This is a genomic window from Mesorhizobium sp. WSM4884 (genome assembly GCF_029625675.1).
In the GTDB taxonomy this organism is placed as follows: Bacteria; Pseudomonadota; Alphaproteobacteria; order Rhizobiales; family Rhizobiaceae; genus Mesorhizobium.
This window is the reverse complement of record NZ_JARTVO010000019.1, coordinates 58,621-75,519: the sequence shown is the minus strand read 5'-3', so window position 1 is coordinate 75,519 and position 16,899 is coordinate 58,621. Positions and strand designations below refer to the sequence as shown.

Below are 16,899 nucleotides of genomic sequence, written 5' to 3'. Positions count from 1 at the left end.
GGTCGCCACAGATCATAGGTCCGGTCTCCGGAAGGGATAAGCGAAGGCTGTGGAACCGCATCAAAATACGGCATCCGCGACGCGGCCCTCTCTCGGCGTTTCAAATCCGTACCGTGTTTTGATCTAGGACAAAGAAAACCGTGAGCAGCTTATGGTAAATAATTACCTAATTTGTTGTTTTGTAACATGGGAAAGGGCGTATTCATGTCAAGAGGAAAACAGATTCTCAAGGGCAGCAACCTAATTGCCTCGGTCGTTTTACTTGTGACGGTTGCCGGGTGCTCGCAGACCACTGGTTCGATTGACACCTCAAGCACCCCCCATACGAGCGGACCTCAATGTCACCGCTCGGTTCCACTCGGCGAATTCGATCCAGGCTGTGACGAGCCGCGACTTGGCTTCAAGAACTTTTCGCCGCCTCCAATCGTCACCGGCTTTTGACCAGGCGACTACCTGGAAGACAGCGCGCTTCTATCTTGACGATGGACGTGAACCAACGCTGCTTGGCACCCAGCTTCGCCTCTCAGCGAGATGAGACCGCAATCAGCGACTCCTTGTCCCTCGTCGTGCAGGTGTGGATCAAGGCTAGGAGTACAGTGTGGCTACCATCAGGACTTTAGCCCTGATGCCGGTCCGACTGAGCCTGGTTCCGATGCGAAGATGACTGATCCTTGACGCGCATCAATGATGTCGGCTGATCAGTGGCTATTCGTAACGCATGTGAGAGTTGGCGCCTGGGTCGACGAAAGCATGAAGTGCAGAGATGCATAGCGGGTACATTCGGAGGGCGAACAATTGCGGGAATATCGTCAGAAAGCGTGTGCGAGCTTCAATTGGAGGTGTCCTGATTTGGGGCCCCGGCCTGAGCTGACGATCGCCGTACTGGTCGACCTCGGCCTTTCGAACGAAAGGATTGGCCGCTACTTCAGGATGGCCCCTTCCAGGATCGAGGCCTTGCGCACGACGCTTGATCATTCGAATTCCTGTCTAACCGACGGCTTTCTCAGAAACTCCGGATGATCATCGATAAGGCTAATGTGGCGGCCAGGCGATGTTGCAGCACGCCCGCGCCGATCTTAGGGCCGGACAAGCCTATTGCTTGAGCGTGAGATGATTATGTCACACGAATCCGCCTTCCGAATTCGCAAGCAGAAAAAAACGGCGATGCGAGGAATCTCATTTTCTGAGGACGTGTCCTCTTGAGTGAGGAAGCTCTCCCGCAGCATCGGCAGGACCCTGCGCTCTCTCCCAAAGCGGAAGAGGCTATGGATCGCAAATCCGTGCCTGGCCTTCCTGAAATCGAGCTTCCGGGCATCGGCGCCGCGATCGGCTGGCTGGCCGGCCTGCTTCTATTGGGCGTGATTGTCAGCTTTGCGCTGCATTTCGGTGACGTTCAGGTTTTCCTGTCCACCTTGAAATCCGCCGATTCTCTCTGGCTTGCTGCGGCGGTGGCCTTCCAGATCGCCACCTATGCCTGCGCTGCTGCCGTCTGGTTCAGGATTCTTTCGCGCGCTGGAACCCGACAGTCGTTTGCTGGCCTGTTCAAGCTCGCGGTTGTCCAGCTTTTTGCCAATCAGGCGCTGCCCTCCAGCGGCTTGAGCGGCACTATGATCGTCGCGAAAGGACTGGCGCGGCGGGGAGTGGCCCCGCCGCTGGTCATGACAGCGCTCCTAGTGGACGGGTTCTCGTACTATGCGAGCTACCTGATGGTCGGTCTTTTGGCGTTCGTGATCTTGTGGCACAGCGGCGACATCGGCGCTGCCTGGCTTCCGCTTGCGATCGCTTTCGTCACCGTTCTTCTGGCGTTGGTGCTCGCCACCTTCCTCCTGATCCGGCGACAAGGACGAATTATCCCGAAGGCCGCGCTTCACTGGGCGCCGGCGGCAAAGATGGCTCAGATTCTCGGCAGCGCTCGCACAGACATTCTGCGCGATGGGAAACTCATTCTTGAAGCATTCTTTCTGCAGATTGGCGTCTTTCTGCTGGACGCGGGGACATTATGGATTGCTGCCCGCTCGGTCGGGCTCGCTGTTGATCCGGTCAGCGCGTTCCTGAGCTTCGTCCTGGCCTCGGGAGTGGCGACGCTCTCACCAATTCCCCTCGGCCTGGGCACTTTCGAGGGAACCTGCACAGGGCTGCTCCACGTTATGGGAAGCGGCATCGAAGGCAGTCTTGCCGCCACCCTGATCCTGCGCGGGTTCACACTCTGGCTGCCGATGGTGCCGGGGCTTTGGCTGTTGCGCAGCGAAATGGACGAGACGGCCCTGCATGATACCAATCTATGACACGGCTCCACGAGCCCGCCGGCCGCTCATCGTCTTTGGCCTGATTGCTATCAATTTTGCGATCTTCCTCTGGATGAGCGGGATGCCCGAACGCGACCTGAACCGAATTCTGGAGCACTTTGCCCTTATTCCATCGCGTTATTCGGCCCCACGAGCGGCAATCGCCGCAGGCCTCGACCCGAACAACTATTGGCCACTCCTCACCAACACCTTCCTCCACGGCGGCTGGCTGCACATTATTTTGAACATGTGGAGCCTCTGGATCTTCGGTCCAGCCATGGAGGGCCGATGCGGCCGCCTGGGGTTTCTCATCCTGTATGTGGCAGGCGCGGTGGCTGCCAGCGCCACGCACCTTCTTGCCTATTGGACGTCTTCGGAGCCTGCGCTTGGCGCCTCGGGGGCGATTGCCGCCGTTATCGCCGCCTATGCCGTGACCTACCCACGGGCGCAGGTCATTCTTCTTGTGCCGATCCTGTTCCTGCCCCTCCTCATCCCGGTATCTGCACTGTTCTTCGCTGCGTTCTGGTTCGCTGCCCAGATCCTGCAAGGGACGCAAGCACTGTTCGCCCACTCGATGGGCAGCGATATCGCGTGGTGGGCGCACATCGGCGGCTTCCTGTTTGGAATTGTCTTTGCAAAGGTCGCGAACGCTCTGGCGCTTGGCCGCAACATCGAGACCAGGCGGTGGTCGGGAACGGTGCCAAAGGTGCCGCGGCGATAGAGCACTTCAGCGCTTGTAGAATAGGCAATCTCTGATTTGCGCAGCGATGCGCAAGTGGCCTCGCGCCACCGCAAACCAGGCACTCAGGTATCCGTGACAACGCGAATATTGTCCCATACCCGAACTGTGCCAACTGCGTTCTCGGCAACCACCCGGACGGCGTCCTTTACATGGTCGGCCTTGACCGTTCCGTTCAGTGTGACCACGCCGTCGCGAACGAGGATATCAACCGTGGCGCTCGGCGCCCACGGCTGTCGCGCGATTTCGTCTGCAATATTCTTGCGAATTACCAGGTCGTTCAAAACTGATTGAGGCGGCTCGCCTGTCAGCCGGGCCAGGGTCGACAACAGATTGGCGCGGCTGACCATACCGATCACCTGTTCGTCGCGAACCACGGGAACCCGCTTGATCCTTCTGGTCTCCATGAGCTCCACGATCTCGCTGATGGAGGTATCCGGATCAACGCTCACTACGTCGCGGCTCATCACGTCTTCCACCTTGCGACCGTGCTCACGGGCATATTGCTTTGCCAACTTGTCCGCATTCAGCCAAAGATCGAGCCAACGCGAGCGACGGTCGGCGGTGCCGAGTTCCTTGCGGTGCAGCAGGTCATGTTCGGTGATCATTCCGACGAGCTTTCCGTGCGCCGTAACGACTGGCAAGCCGCTGATCGCGCGTTCGGCCATCAGGCGCGCCGCATGAGCGACGGTGCTGTCAGGACGCACTGTTATCGCGCCGATCGTCATTATGTCGCTGGCTTTCATTTTGCCTTCTCCGATTTCCTTGCTGCTTCGGTCGCAGCAATCTGGCGTTTTACGGTGATGAAACTGTCGGGGCTCACGGAAATCGAATCGATGCCGCACTCGACGAGGAAGGCGGCAAATTCGGGATGGTCGCTGGGTGCCTGGCCGCAGAGGCCGATCTTGGCGCCCGCCTTTCGTGCCGCTGCGATGACGCTGGAAATCATCCACTTCACCGCCTGATCCTGCTCATCGAACAGGGCTGCCAGGTCGGCCGAATCCCGGTCGACGCCGAGGGTGAGCTGCGTGAGATCATTCGAGCCGATCGAAAACCCATCGAAGCGTTTTGCGAACTCGGCCGCAAGGATCACATTCGACGGAACCTCGCACATGACGAAGACCTCGAGCCCGTCCTCTTCGCGGCGCAGGCCGTTCTCGGCCATGACTTCCAGCACGCGGTCGGCCTCGTGCGTCGATCGGCAAAACGGGATCATCACGACGACATTGCGGAAACCCATGTCGTTGCGCAGACGACGGACCGCGCGGCATTCGAGCGCGAAACCGTCCCGGTAGCGCGGCGAATAATAGCGGGCGGCGCCCCTGAAGCCGATCATCGGATTTTCCTCTTTCGGCTCGAACTCCGCGCCGCCAATCAGCCCGGCATATTCGTTCGTCTTGAAATCGCTCATGCGGACGATGACCGGTTTGGGATAAAGCGCCGCGGCAATTCGCGCCAAGCCGCGCGCCAGGCGATCGACGAAGTACTCAGCCTTGTCCGGGTAGCCGACCGTCAGCTCAGCAATTTCCCGTCTTGCGGCCTCATCCTTGAGTCCGTCGTAGCGCAGGAGCGCCATCGGATGGATCCGAATGTGGTTGCTCACCACGAACTCCATACGGGCGAGGCCGACGCCGTCCGCCGGCAGGCGCCACCAATGCATGGCCGCCGCGGGGTTCCCGAGGTTCAGCATCAGCTGCGTGCGGGTCTGCGGGAGATTGCCTACCTCGACCGTTTCGGCTTCGAACGTCGCCGTCCCTTCATAGACAAAGCCTTGATCTCCTTCCGCGCAGGAGACTGTCACCTCCTGCTCGTCATGGAGCAATGCGGTGGCGTTGCCGGCGCCGACGACCGCCGGCAACCCCAATTCACGGCTGACGATGGCCGCATGCGACGTGCGCCCGCCATGGTCGGTGACGATCGCGGCCGCCCTCTTCATCACCGGCACCCAATCTGGGTCCGTGGTGCGGGTGACGAGAACCGCACCGTCGACAAAGTTGCCGATGTCGCGGGGATCCTCTATCAGGCAGACACGGCCCGCTACCACCGCGTCCCCGACGGCGAGGCCGCTCAAAATCCTCCGCCCGGCTTTGACAATCCTGTAGGACTTGAACGCGGCCGCCTGACGACGCGACTGAACCGTCTCCGGCCTTGCCTGGACGATGAACATCTCGCCCGTCTCGCCGTCCTTGGCCCATTCCATGTCCATCGGGCAGGCATAATGGGCTTCGATCGCTGCAGCCCATCTGGCGAGCGTCAGGATTTCCGTTTCTTCGAGCACGAAGGCCATGCGCTCCGCCTTGGAGGTTGGGACATTGCGCGTCGGCTTTTCGCCGGCGGCGTAGATCAGCTTTTGCTCTTTGCTGCCACGCTTCTTGCCGATGATCGGCACCACGGCCGAATCCGCCAGCAGCGGCTTGAAGACCTGGTACTCGTCGGGATCGACGATGCCCTGCACGACATTCTCGCCAAGCCCCCAGCTGGCGTCGATCAGCACCACATCCTTGAACCCTGTCTCTGTATCGATCGAGAACATCACGCCCGATCCGCCGATATCCGAGCGGACCATCTGCTGAACACCGATTGAGAGGGCGACGCTCATATGGTCGAAGCCTTGTGCCTTGCGATAGCTGATCGCTCGGTCGGTGAAGAGCGAGGCGTAGCAGCGGCGGCAGGCAGCGAGCAGCGCCCGCTCGCCGCGAATATTCAGGAAAGTTTCCTGCTGGCCGGCAAAGCTGGCGCCCGGCAGGTCTTCGGCTGTGGCGCTGGAACGGACCGCGACGTCGATTTCCGGTCTGCCCGCGCGTTCGCAAAGCTGCCTATAAGCGGCAGCTATCTCGTCTGCTATTTGCTCGGGCCAGTCACCGTGCAAGAACAGCTCTCGAATGGCCTTACCCGCCTCCTCGAGGGAAATCTTGCCCTCGTTCAGATCGGTGAGAAGGCGCCGCATTCGCTCCTCGAGACCATTGACCTGGACGAATGTCCAATAGGCCTCGGCCGTCGTCGCAAAGCCCGGGGGCACGCGAATGCCTTGCGAACTCAGCGTTCGGACCAGTTCGCCCAACGAAGCGTTCTTGCCGCCAACACGGGCGACATCATTTCGTCCGATGTCTTCGAACCAGACGATCCGTGGACTGGATTGCGCAGCCATCACCTCACCTCCGAAATCGAAATCACTGTCCGGGTTCTCCCTTTGGGGACATTGATCCCCGTCAAGTTGAGCCGAAAAGGCATGGCGGCAATTTCGTATTTCAGTCCGTGGAAGACGCCGTTGAGATTCACATCGATAATTTTTTACCATTCCTCCAATGGGTATTCGACCGTGGTCTCGCTGGGTCCGCCAATGCCGGCGTTATTGACCGCGAGATGCAACCCTCCAAATGTCTTGACGGCGAAGCTCACCATTCGCTCGACCGATCTGGCATTCGCGACATCGACCTCGAAAGCGCGGGCGCTGCCGAGCCTCGACGCAATCTGCGTTACGGTGTCTTCCGCTGAGGAAAAATCCACATCGGCAACGACGACATGTGCTCCGCGAGTAGCCAATTCGATGGCGATAGCCGCGCCAATTCCCGATCCGGCCCCGGTAATGACGGCTGTTCTGCCTTTGAAATCCACGGTCGAAGCCCCATTGATCAACTGTCACAACTAGCGGTCGCCGAGCGCAACGCGTTTGTCGGGAACAGGCCTCCTTCGCGCTCGTTTTGACGAGGATCAATGATGGCTGCTCAGGCCGGTGCTTTGATGCCAAGCCTCGATAGGCCGAGCATGAACTGACGATGCGGGCGCGACGATCCGCGCCAAACGCGGAAATCGCGAAGCAATGGACCGGATCGGCGGGGACGCCTGTCGGGTGGGTCCGCTGGCCTCCGGTTCTGGCGCCTCGTGGCTGCGGCGTCAGTCGCCGGGCCTGTTGTGACCGTGTCGCACAAAGATCTTGGCATGGCGCCGTTAGGCAACTCTGGGAGCGCGATAGTCACCCTGCAAGTCGGGTAGTGATGACGTGGAGCTAAACATGACCATGGAGACCACTGAGCGCGTGATTGAATATGCGCGCGATCGATTCAAACATGAGGTCAAGGATTTGCTCGATGATCCGTCATGGTTGAGTTCGATGCCCGAGGAGTTGATTGCGAACTATTTCAACGAAGCGCGGCTACTTGCCGCTGATCTCGGCTTGGATTTCGATCTCCTCGTGGATGAGACCGGAACCGATCACCAGCGTGGCCGCCTGCGCAGGCTGGAAAACTCTGCAGCGATCGGCCCGCCCGATAGTGCCGATCTGTGATCGCCCTGCTGTCGCCTCGCAACAGCGCAAGAAGCGCTTCAAGCAGTACGCGGTCAAGATGCTCATGGAGCCAATTTTCGAGGCATGTCTCCTACGGGTTCCGGCCGGGCAGGAGCAGGCACTTACGTTGGGGCATGTCGGCGAAAACGACATGCGGGCATCTCAGTCCTTTTTCTCTGCAACAAGATAATTGTCGTACCAATCGGCTTCGCTTGAGAAATTTGCTTCAGATCAACGTTCAGTCGCGACTGCTTGCGGTAAGAAGGCTCTCCGGTCAACTCACCTGTAGGATCGAATGGCGTGCCGGTTCGGAATCGGTCGAACTCAGGACGAGAAACAGCTTTGCGCTATGCCATCGCCTTGGCGGCGGTCGCTGCCGCCTTCGCCGCGAGGTTTGTCGTGGCATCGGTTCTCAAGGATCAAGCTCCTTACCTCTTCTTCCTGCCCGCCGTGCTGCTCGCGGCGGGGGCGGGCGGCTTCGGTCCTGGCGTTCTGGCCACCAGCTTGAGCGTTCCCCTCGTTTTCTTTTTCATTGCCAATTACAGGGCAGTCGGTTGGACGGAGGTCGCTAATGGCGCTGTCTTTGTATTGATCGGGGTCGGGACGGCCTGGATCGGTGAACGGCTGCGGCAGGCGCGCATTCTGGCCTTGACGCGAGAGGCCCATCTCCAATCGATCATTGACATAGTTCCCGAAGCCACGATCGTCATCAACGAGCACGGCATCATCCAGCACTTCAGCGCGACCGCCGAGCGGATGTTCGGCTACACCGCGGCTGAGGCGATCGGGAGCAATGTGACGCTGCTGATGCCCTCGCCTTATCGAGAAGAACATGATGGTTATGTCAGGCGCTACCGCGACACCGGGGAGCGACATATTATTGGAACTGACCGTGTTGTTTCAGCGCGGCGCAAAGACGGCTCGACGTTTCCAATCGAACTGGCCGTCGGAGAGATATGGTCGGCGAGCGAGCGATTTTTCACGGGCTTCATCCGCGATCTGACGGAGCGGCAGGAAACCGAAGCACGACTTCAGGAGCTGCAGTCTGAACTCGCCCACGTGTCACGCCTAACTGAGATGGGCGGGATGGCATCGGCGATCGCTCATGAACTCAACCAGCCGTTGGCGGCCATAGCCAACTATCTGAAAGGTTCACGCCGTCTGCTCGACGGCAGCGCCGACGAGCGGCTGGCGATGCTTCGAGACGCGCTGGACAGCGCGGCCGATCAGGCGCTGCGAGCCGGTCAGATCATTCGGCGCATGCGCGATTTCGTCAGTCGCAGGGAGAGCGAAAGACAGGTCGAACACATTGCCAAGCTCGTCGAGGAAGCGTCCGCGCTCGCGCTTGTCGGCGCCAAGGACCAGGGCGTACGCGTGACGTTCGACTTCGATCCCCATGCCGATCTTATCCTGGCCGACAAGGTTCAAGTTCAGCAGGTTCTGGTCAACCTGATCCGAAACGCCATCGAGGCCATGGAGGAATCAAGTGAGCGGAATCTGACCGTTCGCACGAAGCCCGCAGACGATATGATGATTGTCGTGCAGGTCGATGATACTGGTTCGGGCATTTCGGAGGAAATGGCGGCGAGGCTGTTTCAACCATTTGCGACTACCAAGCCGCGCGGGATGGGAGTGGGCCTTTCGATCTCTCGGACAATTGTCGAGGCGCATGGCGGGCAGATCGAAGCCAAGCCGCGTCCAAGCGGCGGAACGACGTTCCGCTTTACATTGCCTGCGGTGACGAAGGAGGAGGCCATCGATGCCCACTGACAGTGTCGTCCATATCGTCGACGACGAGGCGGTGCGCCAGTCGCTCGCCTTTCTGCTTGGCACGGCCCAACTCTCGGTGCGCAGCTACGAAACGGCCGTTGCCTTTTTGGCGAACATCGAATGCGCCGAACGGGGATGCATCGTCACCGACCTGCGAATGCCGAAATCGACAGGCTTGAGCTGCTCCGGCGAGTAAAAAGCTTCCGCGTCGCCTTGCCGGTCATCATCATTACAGGCCACGGCGATATCGCGCCCGCGAGAAAAGCCTTGGAAGCCGGTGCGGTCGATTTTCTTGAGAAGCCCTTCGACGACGAGGCGGTATTGGCTGCGGTTCGGTCTGCGCTCAACCAGCATGAGCGGACGCAGGAAGCCAAATGTCTGGACGTTCAGGGCCGGCTTGCTCAGCTGTCCAATATTGAACGGCAGGTGCTCGAAGGCCTCATAGCCGGATTTTCGAACAAAACGATCGCGCACGATTTGAAAGTAAGCCCGCGGACCCTCGAGATTTACCTGGCACATGTGATGACCAAGATGCGGGCCACGAATCTGTCTGAACTCGTGCGTATGGCATTGATCCCGAGCGTGCTGAACGAGCGCTCATAGCAGTGCCACCTTCCCAAGATCGGCGACATCTGCAGGCCTTTTCGCTGTTTTTGCCCCAGGTCAAAGCGAAGTGTCTCTGGTAACGGCTTACTGGACCGTGAACGGATGCTTGGAGATCAATGCGATGGAAGCTGCGGATTCCATATCACGCGACAAACCGACAGTAATCGTGGTTGACGACGACCCGGCGATACTGAGATCACTCAAATTCTCGCTCGAGCTCGAGGGGTTTTCGGTCCGCACCTACGCCGATGCGACAGAGCTGTTGAACGAGGCGGCGCTGCCGCCCTTTGGTTGCCTGGTCATCGACTACAACTTGCCGGCAGTGAACGGGCTCGAACTACTGCAGCGACTACGGAACGGGCAGGTTCGGCTGCCGGCGATCATGATCACCTCGTCTCCGAGCAAGATGCTGCGGGAGAGCGCGGCCGCCGCCGGGATCCCTATCGTCGAAAAGCCGTTCTTCAATCACACCCTGAGTGACAGCATTCGGGTCGCCCTGGAGCATCAGGACAGGCATTGAACGAATGGCGTAAGCACGTCTGGGAGGGCCGTCAAAAATGTTGGGCGTGTCGGGATTGGAGGGTGCAGGGTCGGCGATCAGGCGGATTGCGACCACCGCCTTCCCGCTCGCGTGCGAACGAGTTCGTGCCGCTGCTTCGCCAGAACCATGCCTATGAGGAAGGATATCTCTTTCCGGCATTCGAGACGGCCGTGCCGATCAAGCGGCGCGGGCAGCTTCGATACGCCGCCTGAACGCCGAGCATGTCGAGGATGAACGCGCCGCCTGGGATCTGACGGATACTTTGCTTGCCATCGGACACGGCGGCACGGTCGTCAACGCCGAAGCGCTCGGCTTCATGATCAGAGGGGTCTTTGAAGCGCTGCGCCGGCACGTCGCCTTCGAGCAGGAGCAAGTGCTGCCGATAATCGCAGCAAACGAAGCCGCTGACAGGCCCAACTATGAGCGGCTACCACTCCGGAGCTTGCGCCGACCTCACATCATGGCGGCGCTGATCTTGCGGAAACGCATGATGGAGAGGGCGAAGAACACGCCGCCGACGATTCCGACGATAGCAAACTGCGGCCAGACCACGTCAATGCCGGCACCTCGATAGAGGATAGCCTGCGCGAAGCTTACGAAATGGGTCGAGGGTGATAACTGCATCACCGCGCGTAAGAACGCCGGCATGCTGTCGAGCGGCGTGTTGCCGCCGGACAGGATGTTCATTGGCAAAGCGACCAGGACGAACAGGAGCCCAAGCTGCGGCATCGAGCGAGCCACCGTGCCCAGGAAGATGCCGATGGCGGTTGCGAAGAACAAATAGATCGTGACGCCCGCCATGAAGAGCGGAACGGAACCGACGATCCGAATTCCGAGCAGCGTCTCTATCACCAACCAGAGTGACAGGCCGACCGCGACGGTGATCACCAGGCCATTCGCCCACACCTTCGCAGCCGCGATCTCGAAAGGCGTGAGCGGCATGATCAGCAGATGATCCATCGTGCCGCGCTCCCGCTCGCGGATGATTGCCGCACCCGCAAGTATGATGGCAAGCATGTTGACGTTGCCGATAATGGCCATGACCGCATTGAAGAGTTGCGTGGTGAGGTTGGGATTGAAGGCGACGCGAACGGCGAGATTCACGGGCTCGGCCTGCGAAGGTTCGGAAGCCGCAGCAGAGCGGGCGATTTCGCGAGCGATGATCTGCTGCAGATAGCCGGCGCCGATGCCTGCCTGCATCATGGCGGTGGCGTCGACATTGACCTGGATGACCGGTTGGCGGCCCGCCAGGATGTCGCGCTCGAAATGCGGTGGAATATCGAGGACGAACGTGCTGCGGGCGGTGTCCATCAGTTCGTCAACCTGACTGGCGACGATCTCGGTCGGGGAGCTGAAATAGGGTGGCAGCAGGGCTGCGGCAATCGCACGCGAGAGCGCCGAATGGTCCTCATCGACAATGGCGACGGAAGAGTTGTGGGCCTCTTGCGCTGGGCTCTCGGCCTGCGCATAGACCGCCAGCGTGAAGGAGTAGATGACGAAGCCAAAGAGCACGAAATCGCGCGAGAAGCTGCGCAGTTCCTTGGTGCCGAGCCAGAAGATGTTTGCCAGGTGCTGCATGACATCATGCCTCTTGGCGACGCAGGAATGCCAGGCTGATCAAGATGAGGATCGGGATGAAGACCGCGAGCGCCAACAGGCTTCCGGCAAGTTCCTGGAAGCCGAGGGCCTTGGTGAAGGTGCCGACCGAAATGCGCAGGAAATACATCGCCGGGAAGGTATGGGCCATGAAGGCCGGAAAACCCGCCAGCGAGGAGACGGGCGCCAACATGCCGGAGAACTGCACGGCGGGCAGCGAGGTCATGATCCCCGCGACGAAGAGCGCGGCAATCTGGGTTCGCGTGAATGCCGAGATCACCAAGCCGTAGCCGGTCATCGCCGTCACGTAGAGCAGCGCGCCGAGAAAGAGCACCCAGAAGCTTCCCTTCAGCGTCACGCCGAACAGCAAAACGGCCATTAGGAAGAGGGTAAGAAAGCTGATCAGGCAAAGGATGACGTAGGGCAGTTGCTTGCCCAGGAGAAATTCGAGCCGCGTCACGGGAGTGACGTAGAGATTGACGATCGAACCCAGCTCCTTCTCCCTGACGACGCCAACAGCCATCAACATTGCAGGCATGAATGCCAGCAGCATCGCGATCGTCCCCGGCACCATGGCGAAGATGCTCTTGAAGTCCTGGTTGTAGACGAATCGAGTCTCAATGACCGGCGACGCTGGCCGACTGCCGGCCGCGTCCGCGAGATCGGCGACATATTGCTGATGCAGGCCAGCGAGATAGCCGCGGACGGTTTCAGCACGGAAAGGCATGGCGCCGTCGACCCAAGCGCCAATCTCGGGCGCTGCCCCGCGCCGGATGTCGCGGCCGAAGCCCGGCGGCACCTCGATGGCCAATGCGAAGGCGGCGCTGCGCAGCGCCCGATCGAGATCGTCGTAGCTGGCCAGTGTTTTGCGTTCCGCAAAATAGGGCGATCCGCGGAACTCCTGCAGATAGGCACGGCTTTCCGGCGTGTTGTCGCGGTCAAGGACGGCGAAAGTTACCTGATTGACATCGGTATTGATGCCGAGTCCGAAGACGATCATGAGAAACGCCGTACCGAGGAGGGCAAAACCGAGCCGCACCGGATCGCGCCAAAGCTCCAGCGCCTCGCGCCACGAATAGGCGAAAAGCCGCCCCAGGCTGAAGCCGGCCCGCGGTGCCACGCGCGCGGAAGAAGAGGTCGCGGCGCGCTCAGGCTCTGGTGGACCGCTGACCGAGCTTGAGCCTTCGCCGCCTGCAGACTGGAGATAGGCCACGAAGGCATCCTCGAGATCGGCTGCACCTTTGGCTTCGGCCAGCTCGGTCGGCGTGCCGGTGGCCACCACCTTGCCGCCATGCATGAGCGCGACGCGATCGCACCGCGCCGCCTCGTTCATGAAATGGGTCGAGACGAAGATGGTGACGCCTTGCCTCCGCGAAAGCTCGACGAGCAGCTCCCAGAAGCTGTCGCGCGCAAGCGGGTCAACTCCGGAGGTGGGCTCGTCGAGGATAAGGACCTCCGGCTCATGCACGACGGCGACGGCGAGAGAGAGCCGCTGACGGATGCCGAGAGGCAGCTCCGATGCCCGCTGGTCCACATAAGGGCCGAAACCGAACCGCTCGATGAGCGCGGCAATGCGCGATTTCGCCCTGTCGGCGGCGATATGGAAGAGACGGGCATGCAGATCGAGATTCTGCCCGACGGTCAGCTCGGTATAAAGCGAGAAAGACTGGGACATGTAGCCGACACGCCTACGGAGACGCATGTTGGTGGCATCGATCGGCTGTCCCAACAGCCAGGCATTGCCGTCGGAGGCCGGCAGCAGCCCGGTCAGCATCTTCATCGTGGTGGTCTTGCCGCAGCCGTTCGAGCCGAGGAAGCCGAAGATCTCGCCGCGTTCGATGGCGAAGCTCACGTCATCGACTGCTACGAATTCGCCGAAGCGCCGAGTGAGGCCGCGAGCGACGATGACCGCCTCGTGTTCGCCCGATGGCCGCGGCGGAATGGAGAGCGCGCGACGCCCGGCGCGAACCGCCTCGGGCAAAAGCGCAATGAAGCTTTCCTCCAGGGTCCCCCGCCCTGTCAGCCGTTTCAGTTCAGCCGGCGTGGCCGAAGCGAAGATCCGCCCGGCATTCATGGCGATGAGCTCGTCGAAGCGCTCCGCCTCCTCCATATAGGCGGTGGCTACGACCACGCTCATGCCCGCCCGCCTCGCTCGCATGCGTTCGATCAACTCCCAGAATTGCCGGCGCGACAGCGGATCGACGCCGGTTGTCGGCTCGTCGAGAATGAGTAGGTCAGGGTCGTGAACGAGCGCGCAGCAGAGGCCGAGCTTTTGCCGCATGCCACCTGAGAGTTTCCGGGCCGGGCGGTCGGGAAAGGGCGCTAGGCCGGTCGCCTCGAGCAGCGCGTCAATGCGCCGGGAGCGCTCGCCGGCCGGCTCGCCGAAGAGGCGTCCGAAGAAATCGATGTTCTCCCGGACGCTGAGATCGGGGTAAAGGTTCTTGCCAAGCCCCTGCGGTAGAAAGGCGATGCGCGGACACACGGCAGAACGATGGAGCTGGTCGGCCATATCGCCGCCGAAGACCTCCACGCGTCCGGTCTGAATGCGTTTGGCTCCGGCGACCAGGCTGAGCAGGGTCGACTTGCCGACGCCGTCCGGGCCGATCAATCCGACCAGCGCGCCGGCCGGGACCCTGAGGCCCACGCCGTCGAGCGCGAGCGTGCGGCCGTAGGAGTGCGAGAGCCCCTCGACGGCGATGACGCTAGCGAGATGGCTCATCCGTCCGCCCTAGTGCAAGGAAGGTCGGCCACTCGGCACCGCCGTTGAGGTGCACATAGGCGAGCCCCGGAACCCCCGAGCTCACCTCCGCTGCATGGATGCGCAGGTAGTCGGGATCAACGCGCACGCGGACTCGGAACATCAGCTTGTCGCGTTCCGCCTTGGTCTCCACTGCCTTTGGCGTGAACTGTGCCTCCCCGGAGACAAAGACAACCTTAGCCGGGATCGGTGATTCAGGAGCGGCGTCAAGTACGATGCGCGCGGCGCTCCCTACGGTCGTGCGGCCGGCTTCCGCCGTAGGCAGGAAAATGTCCATATAGACATAGCCCGTGTCGATCATGGTCATGACCTTGCCGCCTGCCCCGATCACCTCGCCGATATTAGCGAGGCGATATTGAACGCGGCCGTCGCGAGGAGCGACGAGCGAATTGTCGGCGATATTGATCCGGTAGAGGTCGACATCGTGGTTGGCGGCCGCCAGCGTCTGTTCGGCTTGTCCGACGCGCGCATTGGCCGCGGCGAGCGCGGCATTGGCAGCGCTCATCTGCTGCTGACGCTGATCGAGAACCTCGGCTGTCGCATAACCTTTGTCGACGAGGACAATCGCGCGGGTGAGCTGCTGCTCGGCGAGCTTGGCCTGGGCATTCTGCTGCTCGACGCCGGCTCGCGCCTCGTCGAGCATCCGATTGGCCCCAAGCACCTGCGCCTCGGCTTTGCGGAGCGACATCTCGAGGTCTTGCGTGTCCATCCGCGCGACTACTTGGCCGGCGTGAACGACGTCACCCTCATCAACGAGAAGCGCGGCGATGCGACCGCTGAACTTGGCCGCGATGTCGATCTCGTCTGCCTCGACCCTGCCGTTGCCGAAAGCGATCCCGGTGGGCAGTGCGGGAGCGGCATGCAGCCACCAATATCCGCCTGCCGCCGCGCCGGCGATCGCAACCAGCGCCAACGCGAGCCAAAGCCGGCGGCGCCGTTTCACGGCGGCAGGAACGATCTCCGGGAGGCCGAGCTCTGGCTTATTCGGCACAAGCATTCGGCCCGCCGAACGGTCATTCGAGGGGAGCAACTCAGTGCCGTCATCGATGACCGTTGTGTTGGGCATTCGTCGATTCCTAATCGCCAGAGAAGACGACGGGCGCCAGCGCCTTATTCTTACCCTTGTCCGGATGCGGCGGACGGTCGTTGATCTGCGTCAAAGCATTGGTGTTGATCCGCATCAACCCGGCTATGTCTGGCCATGTTCCGCGATCAAAACTCGGCCGGCTGTAAGCGGAATCATTTCACCTCTCTTGATCTCAGATCGGCTCTTCTTCGGGCTTATTTGATGTTGATCAAGGATGGCCGATCAGCCTGGTGCTCCGATGCCAGCCTCGATGGGTCGAGCTTGAAAATGACAGCGAGGACACCTGTCGAGCGGGTCCGTTGGCTTCTCTTCTAGCGCCTCTTGGGAGACCTGATGTGGAAGAGCGGAGGCCGCGGCACTTGCTGATCAACCTGTCTTATGGAGAGAACCATGGCTGAAGCCGCTACCAAACTGCCCGTGAAAACCGAGAAGAATGCGCCCGCCGCCAGGTCGGATCACTGGACGGGGCCGTTCGAAAGCCTGCGTCGCGAAATCGACCGGCTCTTCGATGATTTCCATCCTTTCGATCTCCGTCTGCCCTCCACCCGCTCGTTTTTTGGCCGGGATTTCCCAGCGCTGCGCAGCGACTGGTCCGTCGCGCCGGCGATGGACCTGATTGAAAAGGCGAACGAGTACGAGATCACGGCCGAACTGCCGGGCATCGACGAAAAGAACGTCGAGATCAAGCTCGCCAACAACGTGCTGACGATCAAGGGCGAGAAGAAGGAAGAGAAGGAGGAAAAGGAGAAGGACTACTACCTCTCGGAGCGCCGCTACGGCTCCTTCCAGCGGTCGTTCCAGTTGCCTGAGGGGGTCGACGCCGACAAGATCGACGCCAGCTTCACCAAGGGTGTTCTGACCGTGAAGCTGCCCAAGACGGCCGAAGCCCAGAAGGCCGAGAAGAAGATCACCGTCAAGGCCGCATAGCGACGCAAATGACCGCTTCCTCAGCGCATCGGACGAGGCGCTGAGGAAGGAGCCTCTTTCCCGGCTTGGTAGCGCTCGCTGGACTTGCAGACATTAGGTGGCCGTCGATGAACCTTGCTCAACGCGAAGTGCCGCAGCCAGTGAGGATTCGCAAGGTGACATCAACGCGGAAGCCTCGCCCGCTGTCACGGCGATAAGGTCCGCCTCGAATTCCTTGCGATCTCCTGCACGAAAATCAGCCTCGGCGTTGCCGGTGCATCGATGTCCAGCTGAACCAGTATTGTCGTGTAGATGATACCGGACTC

The 16,899-nt window shown here is 60.8% G+C and carries 15 protein-coding genes; 8 read left to right on the top strand and 7 right to left on the bottom strand.

What is annotated here, in order from left to right; genetic code table 11:
* Positions 1–1,265 precede the first annotated feature (1,265 nt).
* Positions 1,266–2,285 (top strand): lysylphosphatidylglycerol synthase transmembrane domain-containing protein, encoded by a 1,020-nt coding sequence (locus tag P9236_RS24560; RefSeq protein ID WP_278077197.1) that lies wholly within the window; start codon positions 1,266–1,268, stop codon positions 2,283–2,285.
* Positions 2,269–3,006 (top strand): rhomboid family intramembrane serine protease, encoded by a 738-nt coding sequence (locus P9236_RS24555; RefSeq protein WP_278077196.1) that lies wholly within the window; start codon positions 2,269–2,271, stop codon positions 3,004–3,006. The genes P9236_RS24560 and P9236_RS24555 overlap by 17 nt, the downstream gene beginning before the upstream one ends.
* Before the next feature lie 83 nt (positions 3,007–3,089).
* Here the strand turns inward: P9236_RS24555 and P9236_RS24550 are convergent, their stop codons facing one another.
* The 3 genes from P9236_RS24550 to P9236_RS24540 all read right to left on the bottom strand — a co-directional run bounded on the left by P9236_RS24550 (position 3,090) and on the right by P9236_RS24540 (position 6,639).
* A complete protein-coding gene (locus P9236_RS24550; RefSeq protein ID WP_278077194.1) occupies positions 3,090–3,770 on the bottom strand; it encodes a CBS domain-containing protein in 681 nt (226 codons plus the stop codon).
* Positions 3,767–6,172, bottom strand: coding sequence for a phosphoenolpyruvate synthase (ppsA, locus tag P9236_RS24545; RefSeq protein WP_278077238.1), 2,406 nt, complete (start codon positions 6,170–6,172; stop codon positions 3,767–3,769). Before ppsA ends, P9236_RS24550 begins: the two co-directional genes overlap by 4 nt.
* A gap of 143 nt (positions 6,173–6,315) precedes the next feature.
* A complete protein-coding gene (locus P9236_RS24540) occupies positions 6,316–6,639 on the bottom strand; it encodes an SDR family NAD(P)-dependent oxidoreductase (RefSeq protein ID WP_278077192.1) in 324 nt (107 codons plus the stop codon).
* Positions 6,640–7,036: 397 nt separating this feature from the next.
* Between P9236_RS24540 and P9236_RS24535 the strand changes: the two genes are divergently transcribed.
* The 5 genes from P9236_RS24535 to P9236_RS24520 all read left to right on the top strand — a co-directional run bounded on the left by P9236_RS24535 (position 7,037) and on the right by P9236_RS24520 (position 10,205).
* On the top strand, positions 7,037–7,309 hold the full coding sequence (locus P9236_RS24535; protein ID WP_278077191.1) for a hypothetical protein: 273 nt from the start codon (positions 7,037–7,039) through the stop codon (positions 7,307–7,309).
* 342 nt (positions 7,310–7,651) lie between these two features.
* The gene (locus tag P9236_RS24530) at positions 7,652–9,079 is read left to right on the top strand and encodes a PAS domain-containing sensor histidine kinase (RefSeq protein WP_278077190.1); all 1,428 of its coding nucleotides are present in this window, start codon (positions 7,652–7,654) and stop codon (positions 9,077–9,079) included.
* Positions 9,069–9,275: a response regulator gene (locus tag P9236_RS30885; RefSeq protein ID WP_347405207.1), complete on the top strand. Its 207-nt coding sequence runs from the start codon at positions 9,069–9,071 to the stop codon at positions 9,273–9,275. The genes P9236_RS24530 and P9236_RS30885 overlap by 11 nt, the downstream gene beginning before the upstream one ends.
* 17 nt (positions 9,276–9,292) lie before the next feature.
* Positions 9,293–9,682: a LuxR C-terminal-related transcriptional regulator gene (locus P9236_RS30880; RefSeq protein ID WP_347405206.1), complete on the top strand. Its 390-nt coding sequence runs from the start codon at positions 9,293–9,295 to the stop codon at positions 9,680–9,682.
* Between the two features lie 124 nt (positions 9,683–9,806).
* Positions 9,807–10,205 carry a response regulator gene (locus tag P9236_RS24520; protein WP_278077189.1) on the top strand — a complete coding sequence of 133 codons (399 nt, stop codon included), beginning with the start codon at positions 9,807–9,809 and terminating at the stop codon, positions 10,203–10,205.
* A 151-nt stretch (positions 10,206–10,356) separates the two neighbouring features.
* On the opposite strand, the gene P9236_RS24515 is transcribed toward P9236_RS24520, so the two are convergent.
* The 4 genes from P9236_RS24515 to P9236_RS24500 form a co-directional block, all read right to left on the bottom strand.
* On the bottom strand, positions 10,357–10,599 hold the full coding sequence (locus P9236_RS24515; RefSeq protein ID WP_278077188.1) for a hypothetical protein: 243 nt from the start codon (positions 10,597–10,599) through the stop codon (positions 10,357–10,359).
* Positions 10,600–10,679: 80 nt separating this feature from the next.
* Entirely contained in the window at positions 10,680–11,804 is a 1,125-nt protein-coding gene (locus P9236_RS24510) for an ABC transporter permease (RefSeq protein ID WP_278077187.1), read from the bottom strand.
* Positions 11,805–11,808: 4 nt separating this feature from the next.
* Positions 11,809–14,541, bottom strand: a complete 2,733-nt coding sequence (rbbA, locus tag P9236_RS24505) for a ribosome-associated ATPase/putative transporter RbbA (protein WP_278077186.1) — start codon at positions 14,539–14,541, stop codon at positions 11,809–11,811.
* Positions 14,525–15,493 (bottom strand): HlyD family efflux transporter periplasmic adaptor subunit, encoded by a 969-nt coding sequence (locus tag P9236_RS24500; RefSeq protein ID WP_347405205.1) that lies wholly within the window; start codon positions 15,491–15,493, stop codon positions 14,525–14,527. The genes rbbA and P9236_RS24500 overlap by 17 nt, the downstream gene beginning before the upstream one ends.
* A gap of 564 nt (positions 15,494–16,057) precedes the next feature.
* Here P9236_RS24500 and P9236_RS24495 point away from each other — a divergent pair.
* Positions 16,058–16,594, top strand: coding sequence for an Hsp20/alpha crystallin family protein (locus P9236_RS24495; protein WP_278077184.1), 537 nt, complete (start codon positions 16,058–16,060; stop codon positions 16,592–16,594).
* The last annotated feature ends 305 nt before the right edge of the window (positions 16,595–16,899 follow it).

What these genes read in the sequence shown, in the direction of transcription:
- P9236_RS24560 (WP_278077197.1), top strand. Translation starts at nt 1,266, where the DNA reads ATGGATCGCAAATCCGTGCCTGGCCTTCCTGAAATCGAGCTTCCGGGC.
- P9236_RS24555 (WP_278077196.1), top strand. Translation starts at nt 2,269, where the DNA reads ATGATACCAATCTATGACACGGCTCCACGAGCCCGCCGGCCGCTCATC.
- P9236_RS24550 (WP_278077194.1), bottom strand. Translation starts at nt 3,770, where the DNA reads ATGAAAGCCAGCGACATAATGACGATCGGCGCGATAACAGTGCGTCCT.
- ppsA (WP_278077238.1), bottom strand. Translation starts at nt 6,172, where the DNA reads ATGGCTGCGCAATCCAGTCCACGGATCGTCTGGTTCGAAGACATCGGA.
- P9236_RS24535 (WP_278077191.1), top strand. Translation starts at nt 7,037, where the DNA reads ATGACCATGGAGACCACTGAGCGCGTGATTGAATATGCGCGCGATCGA.
- P9236_RS30885 (WP_347405207.1), top strand. Translation starts at nt 9,069, where the DNA reads ATGCCCACTGACAGTGTCGTCCATATCGTCGACGACGAGGCGGTGCGC.
- P9236_RS24520 (WP_278077189.1), top strand. Translation starts at nt 9,807, where the DNA reads ATGGAAGCTGCGGATTCCATATCACGCGACAAACCGACAGTAATCGTG.
- P9236_RS24510 (WP_278077187.1), bottom strand. Translation starts at nt 11,804, where the DNA reads ATGCAGCACCTGGCAAACATCTTCTGGCTCGGCACCAAGGAACTGCGC.
- rbbA (WP_278077186.1), bottom strand. Translation starts at nt 14,541, where the DNA reads ATGAGCCATCTCGCTAGCGTCATCGCCGTCGAGGGGCTCTCGCACTCC.
- P9236_RS24495 (WP_278077184.1), top strand. Translation starts at nt 16,058, where the DNA reads ATGGCTGAAGCCGCTACCAAACTGCCCGTGAAAACCGAGAAGAATGCG.